This window comes from Paenisporosarcina sp. FSL H8-0542, from assembly GCF_038632915.1.
GTDB lineage: Bacteria > Bacillota > Bacilli > Bacillales_A > Planococcaceae > Paenisporosarcina.
Genome location: NZ_CP152050.1, coordinates 1,738,799 through 1,756,765, shown reverse-complemented (window position 1 = coordinate 1,756,765; position 17,967 = coordinate 1,738,799). Strand labels below are relative to the sequence as shown.

The 17,967-nt window shown below is 36.4% G+C and carries 23 protein-coding genes; 4 read left to right on the top strand and 19 right to left on the bottom strand.

The genetic code is table 11. The annotated features are described in order from the left end of the window. Positions 1-51: 51 nt before the first annotated feature. The 7 genes from MHH33_RS09215 to MHH33_RS09185 all read right to left on the bottom strand — a co-directional run bounded on the left by MHH33_RS09215 (position 52) and on the right by MHH33_RS09185 (position 4,867). Positions 52-1,383, bottom strand: coding sequence for a HAMP domain-containing histidine kinase (locus tag MHH33_RS09215; RefSeq protein WP_342543666.1), 1,332 nt, complete (start codon positions 1,381-1,383; stop codon positions 52-54). 59 nt (positions 1,384-1,442) lie between these two features. Beyond that, a complete protein-coding gene (locus MHH33_RS09210) occupies positions 1,443-2,114 on the bottom strand; it encodes a response regulator transcription factor (RefSeq protein ID WP_342543665.1) in 672 nt (223 codons plus the stop codon). 396 nt (positions 2,115-2,510) lie between these two features. Then, positions 2,511-3,146 (bottom strand): PepSY domain-containing protein, encoded by a 636-nt coding sequence (locus tag MHH33_RS09205; protein WP_342543664.1) that lies wholly within the window; start codon positions 3,144-3,146, stop codon positions 2,511-2,513. Between the two features lie 392 nt (positions 3,147-3,538). Further along, a complete protein-coding gene (locus MHH33_RS09200; protein WP_016427163.1) occupies positions 3,539-4,135 on the bottom strand; it encodes an SCO family protein in 597 nt (198 codons plus the stop codon). A gap of 91 nt (positions 4,136-4,226) precedes the next feature. Continuing rightward, positions 4,227-4,355 (bottom strand): YvrJ family protein, encoded by a 129-nt coding sequence (locus MHH33_RS09195; protein WP_016427162.1) that lies wholly within the window; start codon positions 4,353-4,355, stop codon positions 4,227-4,229. 60 nt (positions 4,356-4,415) lie between these two features. After that, positions 4,416-4,628 (bottom strand): DUF2922 domain-containing protein, encoded by a 213-nt coding sequence (locus tag MHH33_RS09190; protein WP_342543663.1) that lies wholly within the window; start codon positions 4,626-4,628, stop codon positions 4,416-4,418. Between the two features lie 20 nt (positions 4,629-4,648). Further along, on the bottom strand, positions 4,649-4,867 hold the full coding sequence (locus tag MHH33_RS09185; RefSeq protein ID WP_016427160.1) for a DUF1659 domain-containing protein: 219 nt from the start codon (positions 4,865-4,867) through the stop codon (positions 4,649-4,651). A 116-nt stretch (positions 4,868-4,983) separates the two neighbouring features. Between MHH33_RS09185 and MHH33_RS09180 the strand changes: the two genes are divergently transcribed. Further along, on the top strand, positions 4,984-5,415 hold the full coding sequence (locus MHH33_RS09180) for a DUF2621 domain-containing protein (protein WP_016427159.1): 432 nt from the start codon (positions 4,984-4,986) through the stop codon (positions 5,413-5,415). Positions 5,416-5,488: 73 nt separating this feature from the next. Here MHH33_RS09180 and MHH33_RS09175 read toward each other — a convergent pair whose 3' ends face one another. From MHH33_RS09175 to MHH33_RS09165, 3 genes are read right to left on the bottom strand one after another with little or no spacing between them, the layout of a single operon-like run. Continuing rightward, positions 5,489-6,007 carry a cytochrome c biogenesis protein CcdC gene (locus MHH33_RS09175; RefSeq protein ID WP_147640323.1) on the bottom strand — a complete coding sequence of 173 codons (519 nt, stop codon included), beginning with the start codon at positions 6,005-6,007 and terminating at the stop codon, positions 5,489-5,491. A gap of 1 nt (position 6,008) precedes the next feature. After that, positions 6,009-6,338 carry a thioredoxin family protein gene (locus MHH33_RS09170; protein WP_342543662.1) on the bottom strand — a complete coding sequence of 110 codons (330 nt, stop codon included), beginning with the start codon at positions 6,336-6,338 and terminating at the stop codon, positions 6,009-6,011. 40 nt (positions 6,339-6,378) lie between these two features. Beyond that, entirely contained in the window at positions 6,379-7,089 is a 711-nt protein-coding gene (locus tag MHH33_RS09165) for a cytochrome c biogenesis protein CcdA (protein WP_342543661.1), read from the bottom strand. A gap of 290 nt (positions 7,090-7,379) precedes the next feature. Here MHH33_RS09165 and MHH33_RS09160 point away from each other — a divergent pair, with 290 nt between their 5' ends. Together MHH33_RS09160 and MHH33_RS09155 are read left to right on the top strand one after the other, a co-directional pair. Then, complete coding sequence (locus MHH33_RS09160; RefSeq protein WP_342543660.1) at positions 7,380-8,336, top strand: NAD(P)-dependent alcohol dehydrogenase; 957 nt, start codon at positions 7,380-7,382, stop codon at positions 8,334-8,336. Positions 8,337-8,497: 161 nt separating this feature from the next. Then, positions 8,498-8,881 carry a YqzG/YhdC family protein gene (locus MHH33_RS09155; protein ID WP_342543659.1) on the top strand — a complete coding sequence of 128 codons (384 nt, stop codon included), beginning with the start codon at positions 8,498-8,500 and terminating at the stop codon, positions 8,879-8,881. A gap of 95 nt (positions 8,882-8,976) precedes the next feature. Here the strand turns inward: MHH33_RS09155 and MHH33_RS09150 are convergent, their stop codons facing one another. The 8 genes from MHH33_RS09150 to bioD form a co-directional block, all read right to left on the bottom strand. Next, positions 8,977-9,780, bottom strand: a complete 804-nt coding sequence (locus MHH33_RS09150; RefSeq protein ID WP_342543658.1) for a hypothetical protein — start codon at positions 9,778-9,780, stop codon at positions 8,977-8,979. A gap of 189 nt (positions 9,781-9,969) precedes the next feature. After that, positions 9,970-10,878 carry an ABC transporter ATP-binding protein gene (locus MHH33_RS09145; RefSeq protein ID WP_342543657.1) on the bottom strand — a complete coding sequence of 303 codons (909 nt, stop codon included), beginning with the start codon at positions 10,876-10,878 and terminating at the stop codon, positions 9,970-9,972. A 23-nt stretch (positions 10,879-10,901) separates the two neighbouring features. Continuing rightward, complete coding sequence (locus tag MHH33_RS09140) at positions 10,902-12,095, bottom strand: ABC transporter permease (RefSeq protein WP_342543656.1); 1,194 nt, start codon at positions 12,093-12,095, stop codon at positions 10,902-10,904. Between the two features lie 11 nt (positions 12,096-12,106). Then, the gene (locus MHH33_RS09135) at positions 12,107-13,225 is read right to left on the bottom strand and encodes an ABC transporter (protein ID WP_342543655.1); all 1,119 of its coding nucleotides are present in this window, start codon (positions 13,223-13,225) and stop codon (positions 12,107-12,109) included. Between the two features lie 388 nt (positions 13,226-13,613). Continuing rightward, positions 13,614-14,612: a biotin synthase BioB gene (gene bioB / locus MHH33_RS09130; RefSeq protein ID WP_342543654.1), complete on the bottom strand. Its 999-nt coding sequence runs from the start codon at positions 14,610-14,612 to the stop codon at positions 13,614-13,616. Further along, positions 14,578-15,132: a biotin transporter BioY gene (locus MHH33_RS09125; protein ID WP_051123212.1), complete on the bottom strand. Its 555-nt coding sequence runs from the start codon at positions 15,130-15,132 to the stop codon at positions 14,578-14,580. Before MHH33_RS09125 ends, bioB begins: the two co-directional genes overlap by 35 nt. 52 nt (positions 15,133-15,184) lie before the next feature. Further along, complete coding sequence (gene bioA / locus MHH33_RS09120; RefSeq protein WP_342543653.1) at positions 15,185-16,546, bottom strand: adenosylmethionine--8-amino-7-oxononanoate transaminase; 1,362 nt, start codon at positions 16,544-16,546, stop codon at positions 15,185-15,187. Further along, positions 16,536-17,216, bottom strand: coding sequence for a dethiobiotin synthase (bioD, locus tag MHH33_RS09115; protein WP_016427146.1), 681 nt, complete (start codon positions 17,214-17,216; stop codon positions 16,536-16,538). The genes bioA and bioD overlap by 11 nt, the downstream gene beginning before the upstream one ends. A gap of 169 nt (positions 17,217-17,385) precedes the next feature. Here bioD and MHH33_RS09110 point away from each other — a divergent pair, with 169 nt between their 5' ends. Further along, complete coding sequence (locus MHH33_RS09110; RefSeq protein WP_342543652.1) at positions 17,386-17,610, top strand: hypothetical protein; 225 nt, start codon at positions 17,386-17,388, stop codon at positions 17,608-17,610. Here MHH33_RS09110 and MHH33_RS09105 read toward each other — a convergent pair. Beyond that, positions 17,597-17,836, bottom strand: a complete 240-nt coding sequence (locus tag MHH33_RS09105; protein WP_342543651.1) for a hypothetical protein — start codon at positions 17,834-17,836, stop codon at positions 17,597-17,599. The genes MHH33_RS09110 and MHH33_RS09105 overlap by 14 nt on opposite strands. Between the last annotated feature and the right edge of the window lie 131 nt (positions 17,837-17,967).

Sequence of the window (17,967 nt, the reverse complement as noted above, 5' to 3'; positions counted from 1 at the left end):
ATGGAAGAGTTTTTTTGGTATTTACCGGGAATAAAATCATTACGATTTGAATCATTTTGGATTGGGAAAAGTAAGTGTCACGGATGTTCCTTTTCCTACCTCACTTTCTATTCTCATACTTCCCATGTATGTATCCATGATTTTTTGAGCAATGGAAAGTCCAATCCCGTAACCACCTTTTTTACGATTTCGTGATTTTTCAACGCGATAAAATCGGTGCGTGACAAATGGGATTTCTTCTTTAGATATTCCTATTCCAAAATCTTGCACAATTATCTCATTTTCGAGATCTTTTGACTGATAGTGAATTACCAGCTTACTTTTGAAGTCAGAGTATTTAATCGCATTATCGATTAATATGGTAACGACTTGTTCTAAATGGCTTTCTGTCATCGCAATCGGTGCTTTATCTGCTAAGAATAGATTAAAATCAACATCAGGATGAGTCAGTCTAAAATCATTTATTACTTTTTCAATCACAAGTTTCGGCTCAATTTGTGTAATGTTTGAATCATTCGTTGTTTCAGAATCAAGCCTTGAAAGTTCTAACAATTCTTTGACTAACTTATTCATTCTTTCAACTTCTCGTAATGAGGAAGTTAATGATTTATTGAGAACTTCAGTATTGTTCTTCCCCCACCGCTCCAACATCATAAGGTTTCCCTGTAATACAGATAGTGGTGTTCTCAGTTCGTGAGAAGCATCCTCCACAAATTGTCTCTGTTGATTAAAAGACTCTTCTAATTGGTCCATTAGCTCATTAAAATGAACTGCAAGTTGGGCAATTTCATCTCGATTTTGATGAACCATTACCCTCTCTTCCAATCCATATTTCTTTATCCTCGTTAAGGTATATGAAATATCCTGAATGGGTTTTAAAAATTGTTTTGACAGGAATAACGCACCTAATAAACTTAAAAAAAAGGCGCCAATGCCTGTTAAAAACATCATCATTCCAAATTGTTCTAACAAATCATCAAAAATTTCTAGATTTTTCACGATTTCGATTGTCCCAACAAAATTCGTTCCTACTAGTGGTTTTCTGAAAATGAGGAGCCTATCATCACCAATCTTTTGTAATTCAAACTGTTCATTTTGAACAGTTTTTTCGGTTACGATTAATTCCTCCTCTTGACTTACTGCAACAACGCTTCTACCATATCGATCATATATTCGTATCGTTTCTGATTTTTCATTGATAGATTCTAAAAAAGATTCACTCTCTTTAAACGTACTTATCGATAAGTTTTGATTATCTTGCTCCGAGAAATACTCTTGAGTAGCATCCATCTTTCTCTCAATCGATTGCTCTTCATATCGAACCATCCAACTATTCATCACGAAGTACTGCAATAAATTATAAGATAGAAATAAACCTATCATTAAGAGAGTCGACCATAAAACAAGTTTCCATTTGAGTTTTAACTTCGTCTTGAACTTCATTATTTCATCACATACCCTACCCCGCGAACGGATTGGATGTAGTTTTCATCTTCGATACTAATTTTGTTACGTAAGTACCTAACATATACATCAACCACATTCGTTTCAATAAATGTCTCATATCCCCAAATTTTTTCTAAAATGATTTCACGTGTTAAAACTCGATTGACATTTTGCATAAACATCAAGAGAAGTTCATACTCCCTTTTTGTCAATGTAACCTCTTTGCTTCTATTCTTTACAGTCCGAGAGATGGTGTCGACTTCAATCTCTTTGAACTTTAAATGTTTGGCGATGCTGTCTTCATGCTTCTCCTGTCTCCGAAAAATCACACGCATTCTGGCCAATAGTTCTTCAATAGAAAAAGGCTTTGAAACGTAATCATCTGCACCCACATCTAAACCCATGACTCGGTCCATAACGCTATCTCTGGCAGTTAACATAATGACCGGTGTATCTTTTACCACTCTTAACCTACGGCATATTTCAATTCCATTTAAATGTGGAAGCATTAGGTCGAGTAAAATTAAATCAAACTCTTGATTCATCGCAGCGTCCAGGCCTTCTCTCCCATCATCGACAACTTTGACATCAAAACCTTCATGTTTGAGTTCTAACTCTAAAAATTCAGAGATACTATCTTCGTCTTCAATTAACAATATTTTCTTCAATATGAACCCTCCAAGAAATCAGGTAATGTCTATGTAATCGAACAACAGTGAGCCTTACAATTTTGTTCGACATCAATCTATTTTCACTTAACACTTAACTTCGCCATTTGAAGGCTTAAATAACCAATTAACTTGTAAAGGGTCGTGGTCTCATCTGCCCATTTATTCCTAAAAGACCATAAACATCATCTTTTTTATATGCTAATTTAAGTGGTTCATCGCAACTAACCTGTTTCGTGCTCCTTTGTAAATCCTTTTGTTTAATCACAACGACCCTCTTTTTTCTAAATCGTACCTGAATAAATTAAAATCACTAATAACAATTGGCAAGAAAAAAGGAATAGATGAAATAAACTCATCTATTCCTTTGAACTATTTATAGATTTATTTTTGATGTTAGTCATTCTCGACTTCATCATCATTATCTTCTTCTTCGTCAGCAACTTTAATGATTTTGCCTGAAGACGCATCTACTTTGACACCCTTGATAATCCCTTCAGACTTTTTAACTTCAACGTCATACACAACGACGCCATCTTCGTCTTCTAGTTCAGAATCTTTTACTGTACCTGGAACTTCTTTTAAAGCAATAGCTTCTGCTTCTTTACTTGATAATGAAGCTCTTTTTTGAAGATTTTTGATGTTGTCGTCATTTTCTTCACCGTCTCCTTCATCGTTGTCTTCATTTTCAACTTTGAAAATATCACCATTTTTTGCATTTACTTTGACGTCTTTTACATCACCTGAAGTTGTTTGCACTTCAAATCCATAAACAAGGACACCATCTTCTTCTTCCAGCTCAGACTCTTTCACTGTTCCGGGAACTTCTTTTAAGGCAATGGCTTCTGCTTCTTTACTAGAAATTTTTGCGATTTTTTGCAATTGTGCACTGTTCTCTTTATCTTGATGTTCCTCTTGATTGGTGTTACTTGTATTGTCTTTGGCAAACGCAGGCATCATATGGCTTGTACCTACGACTGCTCCTCCCACTAAAGTTAAAGCCAATGCTGGAATGATTAATTTCTTTCTCATAACCGAATTCCTCCTAAAATGTAGTGTGAAACGATCTTACAATCCTTATTGTGACAGACGTGTATGAAAAGACAGCTGACTTTTTTTAAGAAATTAGTGAATGTTAAGTGAGATACTTCTCATTTTTCTTTCCCTGCTGAATTATCTAAGATTAACAAAGATGTTACGTTTCATTCATATTCTTAACTTCAGCACGTTCTACTCCTCAGTTAAGTTATACAGTATATGGGAAAAATAACGCGAAAACCTATGGTTATTCTTTTTCCTTAGATACCTGCTGCATTAGTTGAAGAAGAAAATCAAAAACAATCAATAAAAAAAGGATAGTTAGTCCTCATAAAGGACTAACTATCCTACTAAATATTAGCTAAATCTATCTTAGCCTGTTCATTTTACTTTCCTTGTTCGATTAATGCTTTCATGTCAGATGCGATTTCTTCTTTTTGCACATCTTGAAAGCCATTGTAGCTTTTTACAACTACACCGTTTTGATCGACTAAGTAGAAGCTTTGCCCATGGACCACTTGATTGGAGGAAGGATCAGCTTTGACTAAAGATTTAAATGATTCTTTCGCAAATTGTTCAATATAAACAGGATCATAACCCGAAAGCAATTCCCATTTGGTTTCGTCAGGTGGGTTAAATTTAGCTAAGTATTCTGTTAAGATTTCAGGTGTATCCACTTTTGGATCTACGCTAAATGCGACGATTTTATAATCTTCCACACCCAATTTGATTAATTCATCTTGCACCATTGTCATATTCATTGTCATCGGCGGACACACCGTTTCACAATTAGTGAAAATAAATGTTGCCAACCATACTTTCCCTTTTAAACTATCCAAGGATACGTCTTCCCCACGTTGTGATTCATGTGAAAAAGATTCTACTTCCCAGTCAGTTTCTGCTTTAAACTTATTTGAATTACATCCAGCCAATAAGATTACGCTCAAAGTTATGACTATGAACGCTTTTGTTAGTTTCGTCATGGACTCTCCCCACTTTCGCTCCTATTCATCTTATCGAATCGGATTTATGAATTCAAGGAGGGAGTATCCAGCGATTTCAACGAATTTGTGTCTATCCGTTTTTTAATGATAACAACGCTTCGTGAATGAGTTGAAGTTTTGTTTCCACACGGTGCATCAAATAAAACGACACGAAGATCGGAAAACCTACTTCTTGAATTAACTTCAGCCATTGCTCCATATTTTAACCTCCTTGTAAAATAAAAGGCCGCCCCACTTTGCGGGGCAGCCTTTTATGGTATTACACCAGATCCGTTACATTTCGTTCGATTAAACGTGCATTATAAGCATTGGCTAAACCGAATCCATCCACTTCAAAGACTGCGCTTGCAATTACTACTTGCATCCCAGTTTCCACTTCCAGTGCAGTTAAATCCGCACGTGGATCATCGATGGAAACAGAAAGTTTTTTGCCACCAGCTGTTTCAAATTGCATTTCGAGTACTTGTGCCATTTGTTAGTCTCCTCTCTCCATTAGTTTTGGATATTACCTGTTTCAATTTTCTCAGCAGCGATAATCGGAAACGATGAAAAGCTAGATAGTATGCCTGTTAATTCCGATAATTGGTCAGCTGTTGCAGTTTGTTTTACATTGCGGTACGTTTTCGCTTTTTTAATCATTTTCCCATCCTGAGTGAGTCCTGCGTCATACGTTAAACGTACAACCGCTTCTTTGAAATCAACGTTTGCCATGTTGCATCACCTCCTTTCACTCATTACATAGAGAGAAATCAAGAAAAAAGATACATAGGGCGTGTTTTTTTTGTCAAAACCTTCTATAATGGAAGAATCGTGTATAAGAGGTGAGAATGTTGGGCTTAGATGGGTGGTTTTTGTGGTTTATTGTATTTTGGGTATTTGTACTTGCCGGCCTGTTTGCCATTGGTGGCTACTTCATGTTCCGCAAGTTTTTGAAAGTGTTGCCGAAAGATGATGGAAAATCCGTACTTGACTGGGAAGAGCATTACGTCCAGGAGTCTCTACACTTATGGGGAGATCAAGCAAAGTTGATGTTGAATGAGCTGGTCACGCCTGTTCCTGAATTATTCAGACCAGTTGCTAAACAAAAGATTGCGGGTAAAGTGGGTCAAATTGCTTTGGAGGAAAAAGCGACTTCCATTGAGCATGATCATATTATTCGAGGATATATTCAAGCAACACCGAAGCGGGATCATAAATTCCTACGTAAAAAGCTTGAGTCTATGAAAATTGATATGACTCCTTATGAACATTTGTTTTAAACCTGAAAGCGACTCACGTCAGGCCCCCGTGCGGATTGAGCTAAATAGCTAACAAATATAGAAAAAAGCCGACCTATGAAGTTAAGGTCGGCTTTTCTGTGTGATTATGGATGATTTTCTTCTCGAGATTTTTATATTGAATCAGCATCGCAATGCGCCATGGCACTATCATGCCAAAAGCAAGGATCCAGAACATTCCACTTAACTCGCCTACATCAATCGTCGAGCTTAGAATGACTTTTGCAATGACTCTTATAATCAGCAAACCAATTAATATAAAAATAAAGGCTTTCGATTGTTTCAAGTAAATGTTGTTATTTTTCACTTCGAATTTGGACGTCCAAATTAACACCAATGAAAACAGCAAACCTACACCAAGTGCCTCTGCAATTTGCATTGGAGGAACACGGAAATATTCAAATACAAACATCAAAGCCCCTGTAGACATGAACAATGGTGGCAGTATTATTTTCTTCGCACTGACCGGTCTATTCGCAGATTTCGCGCGTACCATCATCACAATTGTCCCCATGACCACTGCCATGATGGTTGAACCAATGATTAGCCATTGTGAAGGAATTTGTTTATACAGTTCAAACATTGGATTCCTCCCATTTCTGTAATTCTTGTAATTTTCCTAGTACTTCTTTTACAGGTACGAACCTTGCATACCTTGCATACTCTTTTCCTTGTAACATCAACATGACAACCGGTGCTGTAAATAAACTGAGCTGCCCTGCAAGTTCAGGTACCTCTGCTGCATTCACGACATAAAACGGAATAGACACTTCATCTTCAAGTGCAGCGATTTGCGGATATAACCCTTCACATACCGAGCAGTTCGTCGTTTTCACAAATAGCAGCAGATGCTTCTCGCGTTGAACGACTTCCTGCCATTGTTCATAAGTTGATATGGATTTCATCTTCAACACCACCTCTGCCACATACCATTTATTTTACCTGTTAAAACCCTCGGAAGTCACCAAAAATCGGACTTAATATACGGATGATGTATGTCATCCCATCAAAGAATAGTAATATCCCGACAGCGATCATGACATATCCGCCAATCTTCACGATTTTCGCATTGTGTTTTCGAATCCACCCAAGTCTTGTAATGAATAAAGACAGTACGAAGAACGGAATAGCGAATCCAAGAACATAAGCAAGCATATACCATACACCTGAACCAGGGTTATCTGTAGCCAATACAAACACTGACGCCAAAATCGGCCCCGTGCATGGTTGCCATCCAGCTGCAAAGGCCATTCCTATTAATACCGTCCCTAAATAACCGGATGGTCGGTTTTTAAACTGAATTCTTCGTTCTTTCATTAAAAACTCAGGTTTGAACACGCCCACAACAAGCAGACCAAATAATACGATAAAAATCGCTCCAACTTGGCGGATTAATTCTTGATTCTGCTGGAAAAACGTATAAAACAAACTTGTACTAAATCCGAGTGCAATAAAAATGCTTGAAAAACCAATCAAGAAAAATAGAGTATGCAACATACCTCTTCTTTGCAAAATGCCTCGATTCGTTTTCAATTCATCCAATGTCATGCCAGTTATATAAGAAAGAAATGCTGGATATAAAGGCAGAGTACACGGCGAGATGAAGCTTAAAAATCCGGCTCCAAATGCCAATAGTAAATTGATATCTGTCGTCATCAAAGTCGCTCCTTTACGATACTCCTAACATCGTATCAAATAATCAGTCATATGACGTCATTAATGCTTGTGACATTTTTTTGTCCAAATGAAAATGCTAGTGACTTTTTAACATTTTTTAAGTATCCAGCTCTTACTTGTAGTCAATCGTTGTTAATCTAACTAGTGTGATTTTTTACAAATACCAGTCTTGATTAACTCTTTACTGGAATATCTATAAATAAGACAATCTTTATAGTCTTTAAGGAAGAATTCGAAGGGAATTAGGAGGAATAATTCTGAAAGCTATTGTGTGTTACAAATATGGTTCACCTGATGTTCTTGAAATGTTAGAGGTGGAAAAACCCACTCCCGAGGACAATCAAGTACTCGTTAAGATTCATGCAGCATCCGTGAACTATGGTAACCTGGTACTTTTGAGAGGAGAACCGCTCTTAGCCCGCTTTGCTTTCGGACTTCTAAAACCCAAATACTCCATACCTGGCGGTGACATAGCGGGTCGTGTTGAAGCAGTCGGAAAATATGTTAAACAGTTTCAACCAGGCGATGAGGTATTCGGAGATCTATCTAGTTGTGGGTGGTCTGGATTTGCCGAATATGTAGCTGTTCCTGAAAATGCATTGGCCATAAAGCCAGCCAATATTTCCTTTGTGGAAGCTGCTGCTGTACCTATGGCGGGAGTCACAGCCTTACAGGGTCTCCGGGATAAAGGCAAAATTCAGTCAGGTCAAAAAGTATTGATTAATGGTGCCTCTGGTGGCGTGGGTACTTTCGCAGTACAGATTGCCAAGTCTTTTGGGGCTGAGGTAACTGCTGTTTGCAGTACGAGAAATGTGGACATCGTGCAATCGATTGGAGCAGCCCATGTCATTGACTATACCAAGGAAGATTTCACAAAAAAAGCGGAGCGTTATGACCTGATTCTTGCTGTTAACGGATACAAACCCATTTCTGCTTATAAGCGTTCATTAAATCCCAAAGGAAATTATGTTATGGTCGGAGGTGCCGGTGCACAACTAACCCAGGCAATGGTACTTGGACCTTGGCATTCATTTATCAGCAATAAAAAAATGGGTACCATGTTACAAAGTGCAAACCAAAAAGATCTGATTTTTATGAAAGAACTACTTGAAGCCGGCAAAGTAAAACCGGTTATTGATAGATGTTATAAGTTCAGTGAAGTACCTGATGCTTTCAGGTATTTTGAAGAAGGTCACGCTCAAGGAAAAGTTGTCATCACTGTGTGAAAGAGTTGTTGAAATAATATAGTAAGCGAAAAAACTAGAATTGATTATTTAATGAAAATGAGAGAACGCACATTTTATATTTTTATAAAATGCGCGTTCTCTTACGTACCAGAGATATTGGCGAGCTGGCCTTGAGTCAGTAACATCTAAAGAGGTATGGATTGAATGAATTTAAGCAAATGACTCATCCTATAAAAAAGGAGTTGAGATTAATTATGCGAAAAACAATTATTGCACTTGGAATTATTATTACAGCTAATTCAACACCAACACATATTCCGTCTATTGCTAATGCACAAGGAGAAATTCCAGCTTACGCTAAGTGGGGACAGCTCGCTATGTCAGAGACAAAATCTAAATATCCCAATGCAGATATTATTGACTATCTACATGAAGGAAGCGAATCTAAAGAGAATACAACCATTGAAAAATTTAAATTATGGTTAAAAGATGGTAACAGAGAATTCGGCGTTTATGTAAGAATTGAATATAATACCGAAACTGAAGAAGTAGTTAATATTAAATTTCAAGAAACGTCAAGATGAGCCGTCACTCGAAGTAAACATGCATAATGGTCCTTTCATTGAACAAATAAATTAATTAGTAAAGAGCAATGATTTTTTAATCGCTGCTCTTTTAACTACTCCACCCGTTTTTTCAATAACTCACTAGGTTGGAATTCAATTGTTTTTGCTTGATACATTTTGTCACGAAATTCATATACAATAACTATTTCACCAAGATAGCCAGCTGCAGTAATTTGAGCTGGGAGTGTAGCGGTAAGTTGTTGGTCTTTTACTTCATATTTTATTACACCGCCAAAAGCAATTTCCTCAAATAAGTTTGTAGGGTTTATTTGTAAAGGGGCCAAATCAATTTTATATTCTTTGTCACCTATTCTTATTTCTGCTTTTTCAGTCGTTAACTTGGTTTTTACGTTTTTATTGATTATTGCTATAGGATCATCAACTAGCACGTCAATCAATCCATTTGTATATCTATAAACATAAACCTCTTCAAGTAAAGCACCAGTACCATAACCCAGCGTTAAAATTATTATTAGCTCTTTCTTCTGGTCTTTGTTAATATCTTCGTAAAAAATTTCCGGGGCATACGTAGGGTTAGTAACGTTCATCCAAAAAGGTCTGGAGTAAGTTTCACCTTTGAAATCGATTTTAAAATCTCGATATTGGCTCTCTAAGTCCTCCATTTTTTTTGCATACAATGAAATATTCTCTTCAGTTGACTTTGCGACAATTTCATACCCTTCAAAGGATACTTTCTCCCTAATTCCAGGCATCTTTACATCAGAAGAAATATATGAACTCTCCAGTATTTCATCTTTATTAGATGCATCACTGAAGAGTGTTGCCTCTTCAGAATGTATAGATAAAGAAAACACTCCTAAAACAATAAATATTATTAATATCCATCCATTTTTCATTTTCATCACCAAGGCTAGCTTTCCCACGATAAAGAGTTTTATCCCATCTTAACTATCCTACATAGTGATTAAACCGTCTTACTTATACATCTTTGTCTTAAAAATTCAAGAGTATAGTAGATAATAAAAGTATGATTACGATAGCTTAGAACGTAAGCATAATCGGGGCTTTGATATTTTACTATAACCTCAGCCTTCTTGATAATACATTGAATACAAGTCATTTAATGTTATTTTCCCGAAACTAAACTCTGTTAATTGATTTTCATTAAGAAACTCTACTATATTTCCTAATTTCCCCGAATCATATCCGCGCACATCTAATAGAGTACCGCCATTTGGCAATGATCGTACGTTTGTATCTGGAAACTCTTTTGAAAACTTTTCTTTTGTCATCTCTGTCATTTCTTTTACTCTTACGGTTGTGATTTCTCTTTCTTCAAACCCTGGGGATATGGCATTGACTAGTATCAATTCTCCATTTTTCATAAAGAAAATACGGTTCGCATATTTTTCTAAGTTTTCTAATAAATGAGAAGCCACAATAATCGTCTTTCCTTCGATTTTCTTTTTAACTAGTATTTTTGAAATAAGTTCGACATGAGTAGGATCCAATCCGTTCATCACTTCGTCCATTAACATGACTTGGGTATCTGATACAATTTGCATTGCAAAACAAAGTCTTTGGCGCATCCCCAAAGAATACGTTCCTGTTTTCTTGTCTATATATGACGCCATTCCTAGTTCATTTATTATACTGTCAATCAATTTTGGGTTACTGTTCCACATAGAGGAATAAATTTTTAAATGCTCTTTTCCCGAAATCTGATTATATAAGTCACCTTGATCAGGCATCATGGATACTAGTTGATGTATTTTCACTTCATTCTTTTTATTTGTATATTCTAACTTATGATTTAGAATGACTTTCCCACTGTTTGGGTTGATATAATTCATGATTACATTCATAAGCGTTGACTTTCCAGTCCCATTCGGAGCCACCAAACCAATAATTTCTCCCGGATTGAACATCACCGAAACATCTTTTAAAATGTCTCTACTTGAAAAGTGAACACCAATATTTTTTAATTCAATCATATCTTCACTCCATCTCTATCAAACTAAAGTAGCTTAAACTTTCTTTGATTACTAATCAAGAAAGTGGATAACAGAAAAATACACGTACACAATCCTAATACGGAGAGTCCGCCTTCAAATGTGAGTGCTTTGGAATTATAAAGATAGTTTCGATACCCCGAGATAATTTGCCCAACTTGAACATAGCTCGTTGGAGTCCACTGAACATTCCAAACTGTCCCATTACCTCTATCAAAATAGATAAATTCAGCAATAACAAACACACTACCTACCAATAAATTTGCAAACTCATTTTTTAACATTACACTCACAAGAAGTAGTAATGAAATGATGAATAAAAACCAGAAAACCATAAAGAGCATGTTTTGTATTAGATATTCCCATAGCATTATATTTGAAAATAATTTTTCATCAGCAGAATATATCGGTACAGGTAAATCAAAATCTCCAAATCCATTTGGTCCACCAATTATCAATAAACCAACAGAGAGTGGAATAATTGATAGGATGCTACCTAGTAAGGCAACTCCTCCTTTTACAAGCAACTTTCTCCAATTTGATAGTGGTAAGCCTTGTAACAGTGTTGAATTCCGGCGATCCTTCAACACGATATCCACCGTGAAGAATATACAGCTAACAATGAGAATTAGCGGAAGGTAAGAGTGTAACAGACGTTGCAATGTTTGTAAGGCTGTCCTTTCTTCGAAAACATTTACAGATAAACTCGATTTCCCTTCTGTATATCCTTCGTATCGACTTGCAGAATGTAAATAGGCATAGTGTCCGTCCATCGTTGCATAATTATTTCCAAATGTGTAATACCCCGGGTTATAAAATAGGACACCCATTCCCCTGTAAAAAATCATATTATCAGCGTACGCATACCACTTAGAAGTGGCCTCAGCATACTCTTTCAGATTGTGATGTTTAATAGCTTCTAATCGTCCTTTATCATATTCATTCCATTCTGGGTATATTTCTATAGCAAAAAGAGTTAAAAAATGTGTTCCTGCACTAAACTCAACATTATTTAGAAATTCCTCCCTTGTTAGATACCGTGCTTCAATTTCACTTTCATCTACTTTTTCAATAGGGTTATATGTTGGAGCAATTATTAGTGCATAATAACATGAGAAAAAAAGTAGAATGACATAAATTGCAATATTTTTCTTATTCCTAATAAATTGGAAAAATTCAAACTTAAAATACGCCAACATTCCTCACTCCCCTATATGTTTTTAAGTTTCCCAGTAGTCAAGAAGTACTTTACAGCGACTACCATTATGGCAATACTAATCCCGATATAGATAAGACCATGTGTGCTATTTAGGACGACTGGGTTTGCCAGGCCGAGAGATTGCCCATTCAAAATACCCGGAAAATTCAAAAAATTAAACGGATTAAACGGTACAAGGTTTATCATGTTTGGAAATAATATAGGGAAAATATACAATAATAATTGCACAAAAAGCGTCAAATACATATTCTTCAATAAAACATTTAATATTATTGATAATAGTATTGTAAAAATGGAAATCAAAATCATATAAAGCATAGATACACCTAGATATTGGTATATTGGATAAACTTCAAAAATACCATCAAAGATAGCAATCGGAAATGAAGGATTACCAAATCCCTTAAAATAAATTAACGGTAGACTGCAAACAAATAACTCTAGAAGAAATATACCTACTATGAGCATTAATGAGATACATTTAGCTATTACATACTTATCAAACGTGATTGGATACCCCTTAATTAAAGATGTATGTTGGAAGTCCTCAATCATGATTCCACATGAATACATACACGTGAAAATAAACCAAACTGAACCTAGTACACCAAATAGATAAGCAAGAAATGGAAAGAAAGATAATGAATCTATGGAAAACGACATTCCGGTTTTCTTAATAGATTGATAAAACACTCGATCTAATTGATTTTCTACTTTTGTAGGTAGATAACTCGCAACACTATCAAAGCCCTCCATATCAAATGAGTTAGCTCTTAAATTTGCAAGGTCTATCGCTGTATCTACAAATAATTCTGGTCGTTCCATTGTTAGTGACATGCTTTGCTTAGCTACATATTGACGTTGAAGTGCTAAATTCTTATATAAGTCACTGCCATTTCCGTCATCAGTTGCGTCTACATTTTGAAATTTACTCAACGCTAATGAAAGCGATTGAGATTCACCAGATATTTCTTTAACTTTGTTTCCTAAATCCTCAGTTTTCACAAATAACATCAAGCCAAAAATAACTACTGCTACGAAAATACAAGCAAAAATATTTTTTTTATTTGATTTCTCTAGGACTAAACAAGTCTTTAAAATGTTCCACATTGGCATCCCTCAACTTCTAATCTCAGTATTTAATATGTATCCACAAATAACACAAATATTTGAAACTAGCTCAAATATCTTCCTAACCTATATCACCCTCCCTATCTATGAAATATAGTCTCGTTAACTAGAAAATTTTAACATAAATATATGTAATATTCATCCCGAAAAATTCAAAATATTGGAATGTTTTTTTAGCATCAAACTAAAAGAAACCATTTTGACAAAAATCAAAATGGTTTCTTCTATATAAAAAATAGTTTTAAAAAAGAATTTTGAAAGTTACTTAGACTAAACAGAGTAGTTTCTAACTCACATTTACCTATTTTTCCCATGAGCACTACTTTTGTTTGGTGAAACATGTAATATATGTCACTGCCTGATTAAGTTAAGCTTCACATAATGATGCTTGCTTTTCTGCAAGCTCTATTTCGAAGCCTAGATCTTGCAACATTAAATAGTCTTTATTCTCCGCTTGACCTTCTGTCGTTAAATAGTCGCCAACGAAAATACTGTTTGCTGCATATAGACCCAATGGTTGAAGTGAACCAAGATTCACCTCGCGACCACCCGAAATACGAATCTCTTTTGTTGGATTCATAAAACGGAACAGTGCCAGTACCTTCAAGCAATAGCGCGGATTCAGTTCGTTTGTACCTTCCAGTTTTGTGCCATCAATCGCATGCAGGAAATTTACTGGTATCGAATCCGCATCCAGGCGGCGAAGTGCACGTGTAATATCAACTACATCTTCCTTCGTTTCTTTCATACCAACTATTGCTCCTGAACATGGAGAGATACCATGTTTTTTTACAATTTCCACCGTATTCACACGATCTGCATATGTATGTGAAGTCGTGATGTAATCGTGATGGCGTTCAGATGTATTTAAGTTATGATTATAGCGATCGACACCAGCATTTTTCAGCTGCTCGGCTTGTTCTTTTCTTAAAAGTCCTAAGCAAGCACATACTTTCAATCCGTATTTCTCTTTAATTTCTTCTACTGCCTCACTGACAACATTTACGTCTTTACGTGTTGGACCACGGCCACTTGCAACGATACAAAATGTACCGATTTGATTTTCAAATGCATGCTTAGCACCTGCCAATATTTCTTCTTTTGATATAAACGGATATTTTTCGATTGGTGCAGTTGATTTTGACGATTGTGAACAATAACCGCAGTCCTCTGGGCAATAGCCACTTTTCGCATTCATAATCATATTTAATTTCACTTTTTTCCCGTAATAATGCTTACGGATTGTAAAAGCACCATGCAGTAGGGGTAGTAGTTCATCATCGTCCGTTGTTAAAATTTCCATTGCCTCTTCATTTGTTATTTCTTTACCGTCAATGACTTCCTGAGCTAATGTTTGCCAGTTCATTTTGTGTGCCTCTTTTCGTTGAATGTATTGTTTTCAAAAATGGATATATACGAGTAGCTATTAAACTCGTAAAAATAGCAAGTGCAATGTCAACACCTACCGTATTTAACAGCCCTACTGCCAGTACATGTGATAGGTTAGTTGGTACGTCCAGCCAAAGATTTAATGCCAGGTAAAGATAAGGTACACCAATCGCATAAATGACAGCAGTTCCAATCAAATTCGCAACAATAAAGTGTTTGCGTGTAGGTTGCTCGACGCGTTCAATGATGAAGCCGATCACATATGCACCTACAACGAAGCCAATTAAATAACCAAATGTCGGTTGTAATACATACATAATACCTCCGCCTTGAGTAAAGACAGGAAGTCCCGCTAAACCGACGAGGACATAAACCAACTGACTTTGAAGACCTCGCTTACTTCCTAATAATGAACCTGCTAAATACACGACAATAATTTGCAGTGTAAAGGGCACAACGGGTAACGGAATTTTAATAAAAGCGCCAATTGCGGTCATTGCAGCAAAAACCGCAACAAGGGTAAGCGATAAAGTTCGTGAGTTTTTCAATTTATATTCCCCTGTCTTTGAAAAATTGTTCGATAACTACTCTCGTTGTCCCAATCATCCATTCGATTTCATCTTCTGAAATGACATAAGGTGGCATGAAATAAATAATATTACCGAGCGGACGGATCAGGAGCCCTTTCTCTAGTGCACGCTGATAAATTTGATAGCCGATTCGCTCTTCACTTGGGAATGACGACTTCGTCTCTTTATTTGCAACTAATTCAATTGCCCCAACGAAGCCAGTTTGACGATATTCACCTACATAAGGTAAATGTTCAAATGCTCTTTTTGCTAATTTTTTTAACAATTCTTGTTTGGCTACTAACTTTGTCAACACTTGTTCTTCTTCAAAAATGGCCAATACTTCTTGTGCTACACGTAGTGCGAGTGGGTTACCTGAATAACTATGCGAATGTAAAAATGCCTTCATCGTACCGTAGTCGTCATAAAAGGCGTTAAATATCTCATTCGTTGTCAATACAGCGGAAAGCGGTAAATAGCCACCCGTAATGCCTTTGGATAAACATAAAAAATCCGGTGTAATATCAGCTTGCTCGCATGCAAAGAATGTACCCGTACGGCCAAAGCCGACCGCCACCTCATCAGCTATTAGATGCACATCATATTCATCGCATAATGCCCTTAATTTTTTCAGGAAAACAGGCGGATACATTTTCATTCCTGCTGCCGCTTGAATTAACGGTTCAATAATGGCAGCAGAAATCGTATCGGCATATTGCTTCAATTGTTCTTCTACATACTGTGTACAAGGAGCGCTACAGGTCGTTGGTGATTCGCCAAAAGGACAGCGAAAACAATCCGGTCCCTGTGTATGTACAACGTTTAATAACAGAGGAGCAAATACTTCGTTGTATAAACCGACTCCTCCAACGGACAAGGCACCGAGTGTTTCGCCATGATAGGCATTTGTAAATGCTAAAAACCGTTTTTTCTTCGGCTGATTCGTTTGGGCACGGTACTGAAAGCTCATTTTTAGTGCGACCTCAATGGCGGCGGATCCGTTATCGGCAAAAAACACTTTTTCCAAACCTTTTGGTGTCAGTGCAACGAGTTTCTCAGCCACATGTATCGCAGGCTCATGGGTAAAGTTCGCAAAAATAACGTGCTCCAATTTTTGTGCTTGCTCAGCTAAAGCCTTGCTAATACGCGGATTCGCATGACCAAATAAATTGACCCACCATGAGGAAACTGCATCTAAATAGCGATTTCCTTGATTGTCGTACAACCACACCCCTTTGCCATGGTCTATCACAATCGGTGGAAAGGATTCATAGTCTTTCATTTGTGAGCAAGGATGCCAAATATGTTTAAGGTCACGGGCTTGAAGTTCTTTATATGTCATCGGTCAACAACCTTTCAAAAACCGATTCATCATCAAAGCTTTCAATCGTACGATTCGCCTCAATTACCACGTATGGAACAGCGGTAAATCGACGTATTGTGTCGATATTATTTTTTTCTAATGCACTCTGCTCGAATTTGTTGAACACAATACCTAGTATTTCGATATTACGTGCCTTCAGCGCATTTACAGACAACAAAGTGTGATTGATTGTGCCGAGCTTCGTATTTGCTACGAGTATGACAGGAAGTGCTGATTGCTGGATAACATCTAACAATGTCAAAGTAGTATCCGAATGAAGTGGCACATATAGTCCTCCAGCCCCCTCACAAATAACCGTGTCATATTCTAGTTTTAACTTTTCAATCGCTTTAAGCAGCCTGTCTTCTTTTATAGTTTCCCCTTCAAGTTCCGCTGAAAAATGCGGTGATGCAGGTGTCGAAAAAGAGTATGTATTCAGTGCCTCTTGAGCTAAGGGATGTAAGCTATATTCTAAATAACTGGTTGTGTCCTGATAATAATAGCGACCTTTATCCATGACTTCACCCGTTTGTACAGGTTTGTAAGGTATTACTCTATGTCCCTGCATTTGGAGATGACGCATGAATACTGTTGTGATAAACGTTTTTCCAACATCTGTATCAGTACCTACCACCCAAAAATGTTGCAATGTAATTCCCTCATTTTCCTATTATCTTAAAGATTAACCTAAAAAACACTTGTGTTAACCTAATCAATTAATAGGTTAACACAAGTTGGGTTTGAATTAAAAGATTTATGAAATAATTGAATCAAATTACATATTACGTACTTAGAAAAAATCATTGGAGACAGAAAAATTGGATTATTTTTCAAATAAAAAAGGAGCAAATACCCAATTATTTAACCGGGAGGTAAAGGTAAATCGAACTTTTGCTATCGAGAAAGCGATCTTTGAGTTTATGTTTTCTACTAACTCGAAGGCTGCTGAAGAAGTTTTATCGGAATTACTTTTTAAATATAAAAAAAGCAACGTCTCAAATGACGTTGCTCTACTTGACTATGGCTCCGTTATTCTAAAATAAGTTTAGCACTTGCAACAACAAATAAAAGTCCAGACGTAATCAACAATAAAATACCTACATTTTTATGATTATCTTTCATTACAGATAAACCTATCACTGCAAGTAGTAAAGCCATTACCAAGTTCATTATTGGAAGTAATATATAGTCATATTCAGGAGATATTAGTGAGTATGTAGCCAAACCAATAACAGTGATTCCCAACAAAATTTGTATAATATTTTTCATATCATTCCTCCTAAACCGTTCTATTAAAGTAAAGCACCCGTTACTTAAATAAAGACATACGATCTTCATTCATAATGATTAGCAATATTCGTGTACACCGGAATTCTGCCAGTTAGCGAAAGAGCATTCTG

Coding starts and splice junctions, on each gene's coding strand:
- MHH33_RS09215 (WP_342543666.1), bottom strand. CDS start 1,383: ATGATAGGTTTATTTCTATCTTATAATTTATTGCAGTACTTCGTGATG.
- MHH33_RS09205 (WP_342543664.1), bottom strand. CDS start 3,146: ATGAGAAAGAAATTAATCATTCCAGCATTGGCTTTAACTTTAGTGGGA.
- MHH33_RS09200 (WP_016427163.1), bottom strand. CDS start 4,135: ATGACGAAACTAACAAAAGCGTTCATAGTCATAACTTTGAGCGTAATC.
- MHH33_RS09195 (WP_016427162.1), bottom strand. CDS start 4,355: ATGGAGCAATGGCTGAAGTTAATTCAAGAAGTAGGTTTTCCGATCTTC.
- MHH33_RS09190 (WP_342543663.1), bottom strand. CDS start 4,628: ATGGCACAAGTACTCGAAATGCAATTTGAAACAGCTGGTGGCAAAAAA.
- MHH33_RS09185 (WP_016427160.1), bottom strand. CDS start 4,867: ATGGCAAACGTTGATTTCAAAGAAGCGGTTGTACGTTTAACGTATGAC.
- MHH33_RS09180 (WP_016427159.1), top strand. CDS start 4,984: ATGTTGGGCTTAGATGGGTGGTTTTTGTGGTTTATTGTATTTTGGGTA.
- MHH33_RS09170 (WP_342543662.1), bottom strand. CDS start 6,338: ATGAAATCCATATCAACTTATGAACAATGGCAGGAAGTCGTTCAACGC.
- MHH33_RS09165 (WP_342543661.1), bottom strand. CDS start 7,089: ATGACGACAGATATCAATTTACTATTGGCATTTGGAGCCGGATTTTTA.
- MHH33_RS09150 (WP_342543658.1), bottom strand. CDS start 9,780: ATGAAAAATGGATGGATATTAATAATATTTATTGTTTTAGGAGTGTTT.
- MHH33_RS09145 (WP_342543657.1), bottom strand. CDS start 10,878: ATGATTGAATTAAAAAATATTGGTGTTCACTTTTCAAGTAGAGACATT.
- MHH33_RS09140 (WP_342543656.1), bottom strand. CDS start 12,095: ATGTTGGCGTATTTTAAGTTTGAATTTTTCCAATTTATTAGGAATAAG.
- MHH33_RS09135 (WP_342543655.1), bottom strand. CDS start 13,225: ATGTGGAACATTTTAAAGACTTGTTTAGTCCTAGAGAAATCAAATAAA.
- bioB (WP_342543654.1), bottom strand. CDS start 14,612: ATGAACTGGCAAACATTAGCTCAGGAAGTCATTGACGGTAAAGAAATA.
- MHH33_RS09125 (WP_051123212.1), bottom strand. CDS start 15,132: ATGACCGCAATTGGCGCTTTTATTAAAATTCCGTTACCCGTTGTGCCC.
- bioA (WP_342543653.1), bottom strand. CDS start 16,546: ATGACATATAAAGAACTTCAAGCCCGTGACCTTAAACATATTTGGCAT.
- MHH33_RS09105 (WP_342543651.1), bottom strand. CDS start 17,836: ATGAAAAATATTATACAAATTTTGTTGGGAATCACTGTTATTGGTTTG.